This window comes from Planktothrix sp. FACHB-1365, assembly GCF_014697575.1.
In the GTDB taxonomy this organism is placed as follows: Bacteria; Cyanobacteriota; Cyanobacteriia; order Cyanobacteriales; family Microcoleaceae; genus Planktothrix.
Genome location: NZ_JACJSC010000005.1, coordinates 208,743 through 223,125, shown reverse-complemented (window position 1 = coordinate 223,125; position 14,383 = coordinate 208,743). Strand labels below are relative to the sequence as shown.

Annotated in this window: 14 protein-coding genes and 1 tRNA gene; 7 read left to right on the top strand and 8 right to left on the bottom strand. The window is 38.8% G+C overall.

Annotation, left to right across the window (positions count from 1 at the left end; all coding sequences use genetic code 11):
• Positions 1 to 11 precede the first annotated feature (11 nt).
• The 4 genes from H6G57_RS09555 to H6G57_RS09540 form a co-directional block, all read right to left on the bottom strand.
• Positions 12 to 248 (bottom strand): hypothetical protein, encoded by a 237-nt coding sequence (locus H6G57_RS09555; RefSeq protein WP_190517976.1) that lies wholly within the window; start codon positions 246 to 248, stop codon positions 12 to 14.
• A 161-nt stretch (positions 249 to 409) separates the two neighbouring features.
• On the bottom strand, positions 410 to 889 hold the full coding sequence (locus tag H6G57_RS09550; protein WP_190517974.1) for a thiol-disulfide oxidoreductase DCC family protein: 480 nt from the start codon (positions 887 to 889) through the stop codon (positions 410 to 412).
• Between the two features lie 59 nt (positions 890 to 948).
• Entirely contained in the window at positions 949 to 2,436 is a 1,488-nt protein-coding gene (locus H6G57_RS09545; protein ID WP_190517972.1) for a cell wall metabolism sensor histidine kinase WalK, read from the bottom strand.
• 2 nt (positions 2,437 to 2,438) lie between these two features.
• The gene (locus H6G57_RS09540) at positions 2,439 to 3,116 is read right to left on the bottom strand and encodes a response regulator transcription factor (protein ID WP_190517970.1); all 678 of its coding nucleotides are present in this window, start codon (positions 3,114 to 3,116) and stop codon (positions 2,439 to 2,441) included.
• 155 nt (positions 3,117 to 3,271) lie between these two features.
• Here H6G57_RS09540 and H6G57_RS09535 point away from each other — a divergent pair, with 155 nt between their 5' ends.
• From H6G57_RS09535 to serS, 3 genes are all read left to right on the top strand, one after another.
• Entirely contained in the window at positions 3,272 to 3,826 is a 555-nt protein-coding gene (locus H6G57_RS09535; RefSeq protein WP_190517969.1) for a ferric reductase-like transmembrane domain-containing protein, read from the top strand.
• Between the two features lie 64 nt (positions 3,827 to 3,890).
• Positions 3,891 to 5,231: a WD40 repeat domain-containing protein gene (locus H6G57_RS09530; RefSeq protein WP_190517967.1), complete on the top strand. Its 1,341-nt coding sequence runs from the start codon at positions 3,891 to 3,893 to the stop codon at positions 5,229 to 5,231.
• 109 nt (positions 5,232 to 5,340) lie between these two features.
• Positions 5,341 to 6,618, top strand: coding sequence for a serine--tRNA ligase (gene serS, locus H6G57_RS09525; RefSeq protein WP_190517965.1), 1,278 nt, complete (start codon positions 5,341 to 5,343; stop codon positions 6,616 to 6,618).
• A 37-nt stretch (positions 6,619 to 6,655) separates the two neighbouring features.
• Here serS and H6G57_RS09520 read toward each other — a convergent pair whose 3' ends face one another.
• From H6G57_RS09520 to petG, 3 genes are all read right to left on the bottom strand, one after another.
• Entirely contained in the window at positions 6,656 to 6,829 is a 174-nt protein-coding gene (locus H6G57_RS09520; protein ID WP_190517963.1) for a hypothetical protein, read from the bottom strand.
• An 807-nt stretch (positions 6,830 to 7,636) separates the two neighbouring features.
• Complete coding sequence (locus tag H6G57_RS09515) at positions 7,637 to 8,914, bottom strand: phosphatidylserine/phosphatidylglycerophosphate/cardiolipin synthase family protein (protein WP_190517961.1); 1,278 nt, start codon at positions 8,912 to 8,914, stop codon at positions 7,637 to 7,639.
• A gap of 88 nt (positions 8,915 to 9,002) precedes the next feature.
• Positions 9,003 to 9,119 carry a cytochrome b6-f complex subunit V gene (petG, locus tag H6G57_RS09510; RefSeq protein ID WP_190517959.1) on the bottom strand — a complete coding sequence of 39 codons (117 nt, stop codon included), beginning with the start codon at positions 9,117 to 9,119 and terminating at the stop codon, positions 9,003 to 9,005.
• A 159-nt stretch (positions 9,120 to 9,278) separates the two neighbouring features.
• Between petG and H6G57_RS09505 the strand changes: the two genes are divergently transcribed.
• The 4 genes from H6G57_RS09505 to H6G57_RS09490 all read left to right on the top strand — a co-directional run bounded on the left by H6G57_RS09505 (position 9,279) and on the right by H6G57_RS09490 (position 13,237).
• Positions 9,279 to 9,659: a cytochrome c gene (locus tag H6G57_RS09505; protein WP_190517957.1), complete on the top strand. Its 381-nt coding sequence runs from the start codon at positions 9,279 to 9,281 to the stop codon at positions 9,657 to 9,659.
• Between the two features lie 61 nt (positions 9,660 to 9,720).
• Positions 9,721 to 9,792 (top strand) — tRNA-Thr (locus tag H6G57_RS09500).
• Between the two features lie 260 nt (positions 9,793 to 10,052).
• A complete protein-coding gene (locus H6G57_RS09495) occupies positions 10,053 to 10,766 on the top strand; it encodes a response regulator (protein ID WP_190517955.1) in 714 nt (237 codons plus the stop codon).
• The gene (locus H6G57_RS09490; protein WP_199314138.1) at positions 10,763 to 13,237 is read left to right on the top strand and encodes a response regulator; all 2,475 of its coding nucleotides are present in this window, start codon (positions 10,763 to 10,765) and stop codon (positions 13,235 to 13,237) included. The genes H6G57_RS09495 and H6G57_RS09490 overlap by 4 nt, the downstream gene beginning before the upstream one ends.
• A gap of 27 nt (positions 13,238 to 13,264) precedes the next feature.
• On the opposite strand, the gene H6G57_RS09485 is transcribed toward H6G57_RS09490, so the two are convergent.
• Positions 13,265 to 14,197 carry a metallophosphoesterase gene (locus H6G57_RS09485; protein WP_190517953.1) on the bottom strand — a complete coding sequence of 311 codons (933 nt, stop codon included), beginning with the start codon at positions 14,195 to 14,197 and terminating at the stop codon, positions 13,265 to 13,267.
• Positions 14,198 to 14,383: the final 186 nt, after the last annotated feature.

Genomic DNA, 14,383 nt, shown 5'->3' with positions numbered 1-14,383 from the left:
ATTGAGGTTATTTAATTCTGGGTGGAAACGGAAGAAATCGTTTGATTTTGTTGATAACGGATAGCGAGTTCGGACGCATGGGACAGGAATTGACGCACCAAAACTTCCTTCCCGGAGTGGGGAACAGGGGAATGATCCCAAAACGGTAACTGGGGTAAAGATACACCGAGTATTAAAGTCATCAGCGCTAGAAGACCATATTGGAAGATAGGTCGGCTGAATCGTCCTTTAGGATTGAAAGACACCATAGGAGTTGAAAACCAATCTAAACAAAAATCTCCCTCTCAGTTCGCACTGCGGGAGATAAATTCAGGGTGCATCTACTTAATAATTGAAGTATAACACATAAAATGAGGGGTGTCACCCCCTAGTGTAAAAACCCCTTGTTTTGCAGGAAGTTTGACGACAATTAACGCTGACAACGGCATTCTGATGGGGTTTCAGAGGTTAAAGAGTCCTGACGCTGTTTAACTAATGTGGCTAAATTGGGCCGTCCTGTTAACTTTAGTCGCCAGTCAGCCCAAATTTGATAAAGTGTATTCATAACGGGGCCAATTAATGGCCAACGAGTGGGTGCATAAATCCAACCGAGTCCCAGAAGTTGATAAATTTGATAAAATACCTCTAAATTTTGGATGATTGTGCCATCAGGAAGTAAGCCATGAATTCGTCCCATTGCGGCTTCAAAAGAAATCCCGCCATGATCTTCAGGACGATAATTAATATCACTAATATTAACAAAGGCAATTAATCCTCGTCCTGCGTCCCGTTTCTGTAAAAAATTCACTTCTCGTAAACATAAGGGACATTCACCATCATAAAGCAATTTAATTTTCCAAGAAGTTGATGTGTTCAAAGAGGGGTTTAGGGTTTCTACAGTGGGATTCATAAACAACAATAACAATTAAGAGGTAATGATATTGTAGATAAATTTATCAAAAATCACATCTATTTTGACCCCGCTTGGGGAAGGGTAAAGGTAAACGAGGTTTGACCCAATTGAGGGGGATCTAACGTTAGATCTCCTTGGTGGGCGCGGGCAATTTCTCGTGCTAAACTTAATCCTAATCCGATCCCTTCAATTTGGCGAGTTCGCGCCGGATCACCTCGATAGAAACGATCAAATAAACGATCTCGATCTTTAAGAGGAATATCTTTAGAGGTATTAGTAACAGTAATAATAACCTTTTTCCCCCGTTGATAACCTTGAATTTTGATCCAACCTTCCGGCAAATTATATTTAATCGCATTACCAATTAAATTTTGTAATACTTGGGTTAATAAATCTTGATCTCCTGATACAATGAGTTCAGGATTAATATCTGTTTTAAGTATTAAATCCGGTGCTAATAATTCTATATCTTCTATCTGGTCTGCTAACACTGAAGATAAGTTGACCGGGGTTTGATACAATCGCATTTGTCCAGCATCAGCTAAGGATAATAATAATAATTTTCGGGTTGTTCCTCCTAAACGTCTAACTTCATCTAAAAGATGACTTAAGGCTTGCTGTGTGGATGATTCTGTTTCTGCTTTTTGTAACATTTGTTCTAATTCTCCTTGAAGAATAGCCAGGGGAGTTTTGAGTTCATGAGCCGCATCTCCACTAAAGCGAGACGCTTGTTTAAAGCTACGTTCTAAACGTTCTAACATTTGATTAAACACTTGAATTAATTCGACAAATTCAATATCTGTTGTGTTAATAGGAACACGCTGATCTAGTCCTTTTGCTGTCACTTGTCGGATACTTTTTGTTAATCGTTGAATCGGGTGTAATGCACTACTGGATAAAAGCCAAGAAGCACCTACAATCATTAATAATAGGATAGGAATTGACACTAAAAACCCATTCCGCATTGATGCCATTTCCTGATCAATACCCCTGAAACTCACAGCGATCGCAACTTTTTGATGGGGAAACGTGACTAAACCAACACGCCACAATCCCGAAGAAGACCGCCGGGTCATAATTTTAGCTTCAGGAGGAGGGGGAGGGAAATGGGGTTCAAAATTACGGGGAGGACGGCGCAAACGACGGGGAGCATCGGGAAAATCGGGGGGACGAGACCTATCGGGAGTATGGGGAAAATCTAAATGATGGGGAGGTAAGGGAAATGGGGGAAAATCAGAAATTTCGAGGTTAAAATTTGGCATATTGGGGGAGCGATATTGAGTAAAACCCTCTCTATCAATGACCCAAATAGTGATAGGAATATCCTTAAAATGATGGCTTAATTGAGTTTCATAAACCTGTAATGAAGGTTGTCCTTGGATATGATCACTTTGTAATAGTTGATTTCTAAGTTCTGCGTCTAAACGGGCGAGATGAGCATTATAATTTAGCCCCCAAAATCCTAAACTAAAGGCGATTAAAGACCCTCCGGTTAGGGTTGCAGATAACAGCGCAATACGGACTCGAAAAGAGTGGTGTTTCATGTTCATGACTCCGGTTTCCGAAAGCGATAACCTACACCGCGCACGCTTTCAATACAATCATTTCCTCCGATACAATCAATTTTTTTTCTAATGCGTTGAATACAGACATCGACAACATTGGTATTGGGATTGAAATCATACCCCCAAACGTGTTCTAAGATTTGTGTTCGAGTTAAGACTCGTCCCGGCGATCGCATTAAATATTCTAATAAATTAAACTCACGAGTGGTGAGTTCAACAATTTGTTGATTACAGGTCACTTCTCTGGTAATTCGATCTAATTTTAGAGCACCATAAGCAATAATATTTTGGCGTTCTCCGATGCTCCGACGGACAACTGCATGAATTCGCGCGATTAATTCTTCGACAAAGAAAGGTTTAGAAATATAGTCATCTGCACCTAAATTAAGTCCTTCCAGTCGGTCTTCTAATTCATTGCGTGCGGTAAGTAAAATAACCGGAATATTCCGTCCGGCTTTGCGGAGACTTTTGAGAATGGCTAATCCATCTTTTCCGGGGATCATAATATCGAGAACAATTACATCATAGTCATTGTTCATCGCTTCTAAATACCCGTCATCGCCGTTGTCACAATAGTTAACCACAAACCCTTGTTCTTTCAAACCCATTTGTACAAAATTGGCGATTTTGGGTTGATCTTCAATCAACAGGACATTCATAAGTTTGATGAGAATTGGATGAGAATTTGATAAAAGCTTCCTTAATAATAATGGGATTAATCAGCTTGTAATATTACAAATTTGTAATCTCCGTGAAAGGAAGTGGTAATTATAGCTTGGCTTAATAGAACTATTCAGGATGAGGGAATTCAGCCATGCAACTATTTCAACTTGAATTTAATCCAGTTTCCTTTGCAGCTTTATTAGGATTTTTAGCGGTTGGTGCTTATATTCTAACATTACTTCCAACCACGTTAAGAATTGTTTTCCCAGCCACGACTAAAACAGGGATTCCTAAATGGTTGTTGAAATATCGGCGTTGGATTGGTCTTTTATCATTTTGTTTAGCGGTTGGTCATGCTTATATTTATATTAAACAAAGAAATTTTGATTGGTTAGATATTAAAACCTATTGGTTCTATTTTCAAGGAACTTCAACGTTAACGATTTTTACGTTATTGGCAATTACTTCTAATGATTGGAGTGTTAAACGCCTTAAGAAAAATTGGAAGAAATTACAACAGTTAACGTATTGGGCAATGTTTTTATTAACCTGGCATATTTGGGCAATTATGGCTCACCATTGGACATATTTAACACCCTTTGGCATGGTGTCAATGTTAATCGTTATTATTTTATTTTTGTATCGTCAATGGATTGTTCATCATCAAAGCAATTCTCAAAAACAGGGTTTCTGTAAAAAAATTTAATTTATATCTAAAGATCTCGCTCAGAAACCCGTTTTTTTCTACAAGATTAATGGAGAAAATTTAGATGTTTATCAAACAAATTAATTGGAAAATTTCAACAGTTTTAGCAATGACAACCGCAGTTATTATGGGTGTTACATTAGCAAAGAATTTCTCAAGATTAAATGCAACATCCCCTGAGCTTAAATCAAGTTTATCATTGTCCTCTATGCAAACCTTAAAAGATCATTCAGGATGGATTTATGCGATCGCAATGACTCCCGATGGTCAAACATTAATTAGTGGAGGTTATGGCGGTTTTATTAAAATTTGGAATTTGCAAACAGGTCAATTACAAAAAACCGTAAATGCTCACGTTGATGCCGTTGAATCTTTAGCGCTGAGTCCTGACGGAAAAGTGATCATTAGTGCGAGTTGGGATAATGAAATTAAACTGTGGAATTTTACAACAGGTCAACTGATTCAAACCCTTAAAGGTCATAGCGATGATATTAAAGCAATTGCCATTAGTCCCGATGGGAAATTGTTAGCTTCTGGGAGTACAGATCACACCATTCGGTTGTGGAATTTGTCTACAGGTCAACTTCTAAAAATCCTTGATAATAAAGATTGGGTGACTTCAATTGCCTTTAGTCCTGATCGTCAAACTTTAGCAACGGGAAGCGAAAATGGTAATATTACAATTTGGTCTTTAACCGATGAAGGAAACTATACCTTAATGCAGCATTCTGCGGCGGTTCACGCCTTAGCTTTTAGTCCTAATGGTACAATTTTAGCTAGTGGTAGTGCAGACCATAGCGTCAAATTGTGGAACTTTAAAACCGGGAAAGTTCTGCATTCGTTAAATCACCATTCCGCAGATATTTTATCCGTTGTTTTTAGCCCCAATGGAGATATTTTAGCGAGTGGAAGTTATGACAAAACCATTAATTTATGGAATCCCACTACGGGGAAACTCTTAAACCATTTATCCGAACATCATCATCCTATTTGGTCATTAGTCTTTAATCCTGAAGGTACAATTTTAGCGAGTGCTAGTGGGGATGAAACGATTAAACTTTGGTCAATGCCTCATCCTCAACCTTTGGTACAAAAAACACCTATACCGATTACTAATAAGGAATTAATTCAACACTTAAATCAACAACTTTATGATATAATTGATCAACGTTGGCAAGCTAATCTAATGCTTAAAAATTTATTGATTTATCAAGTTGTTTTAAATGAAAAAGGCAAAATCATTGCCTATAAACCCTTTAACTCAGCCGCTGTTCAGGAAATGCAAAAAACCGCCCCCTTGTTCCAACCGGATGCTCAATCTTCCCTTCAATCTTTTGCTCAATTTCAGGTGGTCTTATCTCCCTCTGGACTGCTGGAAGTTACCCCTTGGGAAGGGTGGAGATAATTGATGAATCGATAACTTTTGGGTTCCCTTCTATTTGATGTTGCCCGAATGGAGTAGACTATAAAGATAAACCCATAATCCAAAATCAAGCAGTATTGAAGGGAACGCCGTGTTAGATATTAAATTAATTCGGGAAAATCCAGCCGCAGTGCAAGACCGCCTAAAGGTACGAGGCGAGTATGATTTGCAACCGATTTTAACCTTAGATGAACAACGTCGCCAACTGGAACAGGAACGCATTGTATTGCAAACCCGAAGTAATGATATTGGTAAATTAGTTGGGGAGAAAATTAAATCAGGATGTGACCCTAAAGGGGAAGAAATTAAAGCCTTAAGAGAAGAAGGTCAACAACTGAAAGTAAAGTTGAGTGAATTGGAGCCAAAGGAAAAAGAAATTGATGCTCAAATCACTCAATTATTATTACCCATTCCCAATTTACCCAGTGAATCTACTCCGGTAGGAAAAGATGAACGAGAGAATGTAGAAGTTAGACGCTGGGGAGATGAATATATTCCCCAAAATCCTAATATTTTGCATCATGCAGATATTGGCGAAAAACTAAATTTATTAGAGTTTAAACAGGCGGTTAAAGTCGCTCAAGCGAGATTTGTAGCGTTAAAAGGTGCAGGTGCTGCCTTAGAACGGGCGTTAATTCAATTTATGTTAGACCGCCATACAAATAACGGTTATATTGAAGTCATGCCCCCGTTATTAGTTAATAGTACCTCCTTAACGGCAACGGGTCAACTACCGAAATTTGCCGAAGAAAGTTTTAAATGTGATTCCGATGATTTATGGTTAATTCCGACCTCTGAAGTATCCGTCATGAATTTGTATCGAGATGAGATTTTAGAGGCGGAACAATTACCCATTTATCATTGTTCTTATACCCCTTGTTTTCGCCGAGAAGCCGGAAGTTATGGGAAAGATACCAGGGGGTTAATTCGGTTACATCAATTTAATAAAGTGGAAATGGTGAAACTGGTTCATCCTGACACTTCAGAAGCAGAACATGAGAAATTAGTACAGGATGCTGAAGGGGTTTTACAAGCGTTAAAATTACCTTACCGGGTGATAGAATTATGTACGGGAGATTTAGGATTTTCCGCCGCCAAATGTTATGATATTGAGGTGTGGTTGCCCTCGGCGGGAACCTATCGCGAGATTTCTAGTTGTTCCAATGTTAAAGATTTTCAAGCTCGACGTGCCAATATTCGCTTTAAAGAAGCGGGTAAAAAAGGTACACAATATATTCATGCGTTAAATGGTTCTGGGTTAGCCGTTGGTCGCACTATGGCTGCAATTTTAGAAAATTATCAACAACCTGATGAAACCATCCGTATTCCTGACGTTTTACAACCCTATTTAGGACGAGAAATCCTCTAATTCGTAGTGAGCCCTTCAGGGCTCTCTATCTTTAATTTTAGGGCTTAAGCTGATCAATATTTAAACTGGATTTTAAAACTATTGCTGCTATTTCCAGTACCGTTATTGTTCCAAGGCTGCGATCGCATTGCGGACTGTTGTACCATTTGTCGAGCTTGGTGACGCTAGGCTTCTGCGATCGCCTGGGACGCATATCGAGGTCAATAGACATCTGTTAATGTTCCTCTCGAAGAACTTCAATCTGAGTGCGAAACGCTGAAATTGCAGCCTCAAGCAATAGTTTCGATTTTGGTTGGGCCATATTTTGAGTTAATCTTGATTAACGGTTTGAGCAGTGGCTATTCCCTCTGTATCCAAATTAGAAGCCTATTGCACTCGGAATTTAATGTTACTTAAGTTTACATTTGAGAGAGTGTTAATGAATGGAATGATTAACTTTAGTTGATTTCACTTGCAATTCAGAGGGAGGTTTATTACAGTATTAACAGAAGCAAAGAAAGCTTCCCTGACAGATAAGCAAACGATGTTCAAACGGTTATATCTCATCTAAAAGGAGGTCATAAAAACGTTTTATTGGGCATCGAAATTGAGTGAAATTAGGAGGTAAAAATACTGTTTCATCTAACGTCTGTCATCTTCCGCAGCACCTCTTCCTTTGGTTGCTGATATTTCCTCAAGTGAATCAACTGGGAGCAATGTAGCTTCGTAATTAACAAGTTTACAACTCCAACTTTGATATATTATAAACGAGGAAATTCCTCAGTCTGACTAGGAGGTAGGTTACGCTGTTAAACGTCAAAACAATCTGTTTCGTCGAAGTCGAATATAAACAACAGTACCCATCGTTAATCCTTACACTTCCCCCAATTATGGTAAAGGGAGCAATGCAACTAAGCATTAAACCTTAGTGCAACTCTACATCATCCAACACAGGAGAGGAAATCACTGAGGAAACCGGATTTGGGTACTGTTGTTTATTGTAGGTTAATAACTGATGATGGGGATACTTGACAACTGATTAAAGTTGCCAGAAAAATAATAAACAGAATTGTCCGATTAACCGTTCCAATTTAGAGCGACGTTGCCAATCTTTGCGATTCACCAAATAACTATTGGCAAAACCCTGTGTAAAAAACGTTTCTATTTGGGGAATAACTTCAGGTTCAGACGTAGAAATATTTAACTCATCATTTTTAAACAAACTACGGGGATCAAAATTAGCACTACCTAAACTCACCCAATGATCATCAACTAACCAAGCCTTAGCGTGCATCATGCTTTTTTGATATTCATAAATCTCAATTCCTCCCTGCAATAAATAACCGTACAATTCACGGGACGTATAATGAACAAACGGTTTATCACAGGTTTTTCCCATCGTTAAAATCCGAATATCTACCCCTCTGCGCTTCGCCTCAAATAAAACTCTACGGGAACTCGGATCAGGTAAAAAATAGGGACTAGCAATCCAAAGTCGATATTGAGAAGCCTGAATTAAAGATTGATATAAAGAGCGAATTTCCGAATCTCGATAACTCGGATCTTCTCCGGGGGTAATAATCACCTTGGGATCATGTTCAGGAGTCAAAACCAGAGGATCTAAGGCCAAATCCGCCACACCGCCACCATCCATCCAATGTTGCAGAAAAATACCCCGTAACCGGGCAACTAGAGGGCCTTCAAAGGCAATTTCATAGTCAAACCAAGGACAGCAACAATCATTCCCGTCTAAACCATCCCACTCATCAGAAATTCCCGCCCCTCCAATCATCGCTAGATGTTGATCAATTAACAATAACTTCCGATGATTGCGTTTGAGATGATGGCTTAAATCCTTCCAACTTAATTCATTAAATAATTCAACTTCCACCCCAGAGGCTTCCAACCGTTGCCAATAGTCCGCAGACATCGATTGGCTCCCATAATTATCCGCTAACAGTTGAACTCTAACCCCCGCTTGAGCACGTTCAGCCAAGGCGGCTGCAAACTCATCAGCCCGTCGCCCCGGTGTCATCATATAGGTTTCAAACTGAATCACCGTTTGGGCTTTGCGAATGGCATCCAGTCGAGCGGCATAAATTTGATCGGCTTCCACCCAAAACCCAGTAACTTGTCCGGCGGTAATGTAGGAATCCGATAAACAGGCAATCGTAAAGGCGAAATTATCGGCGGTGGGTGGGGGTAAATTTCTAACCTGATAGTGGTGTTTGTCTCGAAAAACCCCTCGAAAATAAAGAATCAGAAGGATCACAATCACCACAATGAGGAGCATTGTTCCTACTGATATCAGATCCATCCCTAGCTGACTCATAACATTCACGGAATAAGTTCACCCCCGGTTAACCTAGACGGCTCAACCAAGGGTGAGTGGAAATTCTGGATATTTAGTCGATATTAAGTTGGTTTCCCCGACGATATTGTTGGTACGCTGCGAAAAATAACCCTAACAGCGTCACGACAATTAAACCCAGAACAATTCCTGACAGTAATGGTTCTACCACTGGATCTCCTTCGGTGTTAACTTGAGCAATCAACCCTCTATGATACCGTTAACGGTTAACGGTTAACTGTTGGGCGCTCTTGCTCTTCACCCATCAACGCTATAAGCTAGTTACAGTGTAAAGATTTTTGTAGATAATTCTCAAATTATTAGAAACACCTTGGATAACCAGCTTGCGATTACACAAATTGAAGTCCTGATTAAACGGGCCACCGTCGTCAGCCTAGTGTTGATGGTTTTTATCCTAGGTTGGATTTTTGTCCTTCCTAAGCTACAGGTTTTTGATCCCTATGTGGAAAGTGTTCTCTCCCTCAAAGGCGACCCGGTAAGGGGACAGGAGATTTTTCTCTATAACTGTGCTGGGTGTCATGCTTGGCAAGGGAGTAGTCAAGTAGGGCCAAGTCTGCATGATGTTTCCCAACGCAAGTCAGAAGTCGGGATTATTCAGCAAGTTATTGGGGGCAATACCCCTCCCATGCCTAAGTTTCAACCCAATATTAAGGAAATGGCTGACCTGTTGAGTTATCTCGAAACCTTATAATTTAAAAAATTGCAAAAGGAGTTGATCAAAATTAACAACTTTTGCTATAGTAAAAGATGTTGCTGGTGTAGCTCAGTGGTAGAGCAGCTGATTTGTAATCAGCCGGTCGCAAGTTCAAATCTTGTCACCAGCTTTGGCACCACCCTCTGATGACAGATTATTCTGCGTACCAAAACTAATTATCAAGAAATTCGGTTTAAAACCCCTAATACCTAGTTAATTCCCCATTCATCCTCAATTAATTATCCCATTCCTGTTTAGCAGAATCTCATCGGACTCTGGAAACTAAAGTTGAGGAACGTACCGCCGAATTAGCAATTGCTAAACAAAAAGCAGAAGCCGCCGCCGAAGCAAAAAGTACGTTTTGAAAGAATTGAACCGAAGAATAAAGCTATGGCTACAGAACAAAATTTCCCTCCTCCTCGAATTTTAATTATTGATAATCATCTTGATACCCGACTTTTGCTTATTGAACTATTACAACCATTAAGTTTAGAAATTCGAGAGGTCAGTCAAGATTTAGTAGCCATTCAAGCATGGAAAAATTGGCAACCCGATCTTATTTTCATTGATGTTCAAATCCCCACACCCAATGGAGATAAAATCACACAAAAAATCCGAGAACAAGAAAGCAAACAAGCAAACTTACAAGGATTTAAACCTGTTAAAATTATTGCGATCAGTGCCAGTCCCTTCGAGCAAGGAGATGAAACGGTTGGAGAAATAGGGTATGATGATTTTATCCGCAAACCTTTTACCGAAACCGCTATTTTTGAAGCAATCAGCAAGCAAATTGGGGTTGAAATGAGTTATAGTGATAACAATCCCAGATTGGACGAAACATCCAACTCTGTAAATTCTAATCCAGAAATTTCGTCCGCATCTACATTAGGAAGTTTAGCTGCTTTGTCTTCAGACTTAATTGATCAGCTAGAGGAAGCCGTCATCCGTCTGAACTCAAATTTAATTGAGCGTGCGTTAGTAGAAATTAGAAGTTACGATCAGGTTTTAGCTGAAACGTTACAAATGTTTGTCAATGATTTTAATCATTCTGCTATATGGGATTTAATTCAAGCCGCGAAGTTACAAAAACAAATGCAACAATGAATAGTTTTAATGAGCAGAAAACGGCTAATATTTTAGTTGTAGATGATCACCCTGATAATTTACGTTTATTAGATACATTTTTAAGTAGTCGGGGTTATAATGTTCGGCTTTCAAGGGATGGAAACTTTGCGATAAAATCCGCCTTACAAGATCCTCCCGATCTCATCTTACTAGATATTATGATGCCTAAACCTGATGGGTATGAAGTGTGTTCCCTGTTAAAATCCCATGAACAAACCCGTCATATTCCCGTTATTTTTATTAGTGCTAAAGAGCAAGTTTTTGATAAAATTCAAGCCTTTTCGGTGGGGGGTGTTGACTACATTACAAAACCCTTTGAATTAGAAGAAATCGCAGCCCGAATTGAAAATCAGCTAAAAATTTGGAACCTTTCTCAAGCTTTAACTCAGAAAAATTTTCTTTTGGAAGCGGAAATTCGGGAACGTCAACGGATTGAACTGGAATTGCAACAACAAATCAAACGAGAGCAACTGGTTAATGCGATTCAAGAACGCATTCGCTCTTCCTTAAATTTAGAAGAAATTTTGAGAACAGCCGTTGAAGAAGTTCGTCGGTTTCTATCCGTTGATCGTGTTTTAATCTACCAAATTTTACCGGATGGAACTCGCAGTGCTATTACAGAATCAGTGAAAGCCGGATGGCCAACAATTCTCGGTCAAACCTTTCCCAAAGAACTTTTTATCGGTGAATTTCAACAGATCAATCATCAAAAAAAATTTTTTTTAATTGAAGATATTAGTCAAGCCAAACTAGAGCCCAATTTAGCTAATTTTTTACAATTGTTGAAAGTTAAAGCCAAACTACTTGTCCCCATATTAAAAGACTCAACTCTTTGGGGATTACTAATTGCTCATCACTGTCAAGCACCTAGACAGTGGCATAGTTCAGAAATTGAATCCATTCGACAAATTAGTATTCAGTTAGGGATCGCCGTTCAACAATCGACTTTATTTGAACAAGCCAAAGCCGAAATTAGCGAACGGAAAAAAGCCGAGGAAGCGTTGCAAAAAGCTGTAATTGCCGCCGATGTTGCTAACCGAGCTAAAAGCGAATTTCTTGCCAACATGAGTCATGAATTACGAACGCCTTTGAATGCGATTTTAGGTTTTGCTCAACTGATGAATAACGATTTTTCCCTAAAAGCTGACCATCAACGCCATTTAAAAATTATTAATCATTCCGGTAATCATTTATTACAACTCATCAATGATATTTTAGAAATGTCTAAAATCGAAGCGGGTAGAATTGTATTAAATCCTACCCCTTTTGATTTGATTTCTCTATTGTATAGCTTGCAAGATATTCTCCAAATTCAAGCGGCTAAAAAAGGATTAAAACTTTGTTTTGAAATTCCGCCTAATCTTCCTCAATTTGTCCAGACTGATGAGGGGAAGTTACGCCAAGTTTTAATTAATCTTTTAGGTAATGCTATTAAATTTACAAAAACAGGTTGCGTAACATTGCGTGTGAAATTAAAAACCCAAAAAGAAGCTGATCAGTTTTTGATTTTATTTGAAATAGAAGATACTGGTTCTGGGATTGCTCCCGAAGAAATTAATCATTTATTTAAAGCCTTTGCCCAAACAGAAAGCGGACGGAAACATCAAGAAGGAACCGGATTAGGTCTAGCGATTAGCCGTAAATTTATTCAATTAATGGGGGGAGATATTACTGTTCAAAGTATTAGAGGTCAGGGGACAATTTTTACCTTTGATATTTTAGTACAAGCCGTCGAATCTACAGACGTTCAATCCTTCGGTTTACAACACCCAATTTTGGCTTTAGCACCCCAACAACCTCACTATAAAATTTTGGTTGTTGATGATGTGCTAGAAAGTCGGCTACTGTTATCAGAAATTCTCAACACTGTTGGTTTTGAAGTTAAAGAAGCAGAAAACGGTTTACAAGCAATTGAATTGTACCACGATTGGAACCCCCATTTAATTTTAATGGATATGCGGATGCCCGTTATGAATGGATTAGAAGCGACCCGAACTATTAAGGGAAATTCATCCAACCAAAAGACAATTATTATTGCTTTAACTGCTAGTGCTTTTGAAGAAGATAGAGCGATGGTTTTAGCCGCAGGTTGTGATAATTTTATTCGCAAACCTTTCCACAGGGAACAACTTTTAGAAACAATTCAGCAACATTTAGGGGTTCAATATACTTATCAAGATGTTAGAAATCTGGAAAAAATTAACTCAAAACAGACGCAAATTTTGCAACGGGAAGACCTGAAGGTACATTTAGATCAAATGCCTTTAGAATGGTTAAAAAAACTGTATGAGTGTGCATCTCAATGTACAGACACAGGGATTTTAATTTTACTCAAACAGATTCCATCGGAAAATGCCGCTTTAGCTGAAACTCTTGCTTATTTAGTTGATAACTTCCAGTTTGATCAAATTTTAGCTTTGCTTGGCACTCATCGAGAAATAGCTAAATGACTCAGGCTCCCAGTTGTGTGTTAATTCTTAAAGCGATCCATGCAATTTAATTATCCCTTCATCAAACACTTGATCTTCAGGATCAATCCCGCGAATCATGAGATGATCAGCATAAATTTCAATCGCCGTAAATCCTAACGTTGAGGCGGCGGTTGCTGTCCACTCTGAACGTCCGACTGGCCGAATGGGAGCGCCTCCGATACCCGTTGTTAAATAAGTGGTACCCTCAATCGGTTTCGTGCGTTCATAATCATGTTCATGACCATTCATATAAAGTTGAACCTTATATTGTTTAAATAATGGCGTTAAGCGATTAATTAATTCTTCATTAACACCATATACTCCAGAAGAATAAATGGGAAAATGACTATAAACAATTTTCCAAGGAGATTGACTTTTTTGCAGTTGGTTTTCTAACCAAGGCATTTGGTTTTCCCAGTCCGCATTATGATTGGCATCTAAAACAAAAAATTCCACCGGATCATATTGAAAACTATAGTAACGACCCTTCATGTTAAATAAAGGATAAGTTACTTGACGATCTCCATTTTCTGTTCTAAGATCGTGATTTCCTAAACAGGCATAAAATTTAACATTTTCTTTGAGTAAGGGTTGATAGGGTTTCTCAAAAACGGCGTTGATTTTCTCAATTTCACCATTTGTATAAATATTATCTCCTAGTAAAGTTACCACTTGAAAAGGATTGTTTTGATAATAGCGAAACATGGCATTAGCGACATCATATTGCCCTATCTCTCCTGTGCCTGCATCTCCAATCGCGATAAAACGAAATAACGGTTGATGACTACTAGGAACTGCTGCGATCGCATGATGTGTTAACGGAATTTCTTGATGTGAAGTTTCAGAAGTCGTCAAAAACCGCTTTTTAATCTCCCATGCAATCACACTACACGCACTCAGACCACTTAACCCTAAAAATTGACGGCGATTCAATGACATAAAGAGAACGAAATTAACCCAATGTATCACTAATACAATAGTACATTTTTTAACGCTCGGCGAGACACTCAAGATCTCACAACGGTTTCTCCCTGACGTTTGTAGCTTCCCGCTTTTGTAAATTGTCTGCAAACAAACTCTACAGTTAAAGTTAGATACAGTACAAATTATTGATCACCCAGAAGA

Bases quoted from the DNA above. Each gene is read 5' to 3' on its own strand.
- H6G57_RS09490 (WP_199314138.1), top strand. From the start codon at position 10,763: ATGAATAGTTTTAATGAGCAGAAAACGGCTAATATTTTAGTTGTAGAT.
- H6G57_RS09495 (WP_190517955.1), top strand. From the start codon at position 10,053: ATGGCTACAGAACAAAATTTCCCTCCTCCTCGAATTTTAATTATTGAT.
- H6G57_RS09545 (WP_190517972.1), bottom strand. From the start codon at position 2,436: ATGAAACACCACTCTTTTCGAGTCCGTATTGCGCTGTTATCTGCAACC.
- H6G57_RS09555 (WP_190517976.1), bottom strand. From the start codon at position 248: ATGGTGTCTTTCAATCCTAAAGGACGATTCAGCCGACCTATCTTCCAA.
- H6G57_RS09535 (WP_190517969.1), top strand. From the start codon at position 3,272: ATGCAACTATTTCAACTTGAATTTAATCCAGTTTCCTTTGCAGCTTTA.
- H6G57_RS09515 (WP_190517961.1), bottom strand. From the start codon at position 8,914: ATGGATCTGATATCAGTAGGAACAATGCTCCTCATTGTGGTGATTGTG.
- H6G57_RS09485 (WP_190517953.1), bottom strand. From the start codon at position 14,197: ATGTCATTGAATCGCCGTCAATTTTTAGGGTTAAGTGGTCTGAGTGCG.
- H6G57_RS09530 (WP_190517967.1), top strand. From the start codon at position 3,891: ATGTTTATCAAACAAATTAATTGGAAAATTTCAACAGTTTTAGCAATG.
- H6G57_RS09550 (WP_190517974.1), bottom strand. From the start codon at position 889: ATGAATCCCACTGTAGAAACCCTAAACCCCTCTTTGAACACATCAACT.
- H6G57_RS09540 (WP_190517970.1), bottom strand. From the start codon at position 3,116: ATGAATGTCCTGTTGATTGAAGATCAACCCAAAATCGCCAATTTTGTA.
- H6G57_RS09520 (WP_190517963.1), bottom strand. From the start codon at position 6,829: ATGTCTATTGACCTCGATATGCGTCCCAGGCGATCGCAGAAGCCTAGC.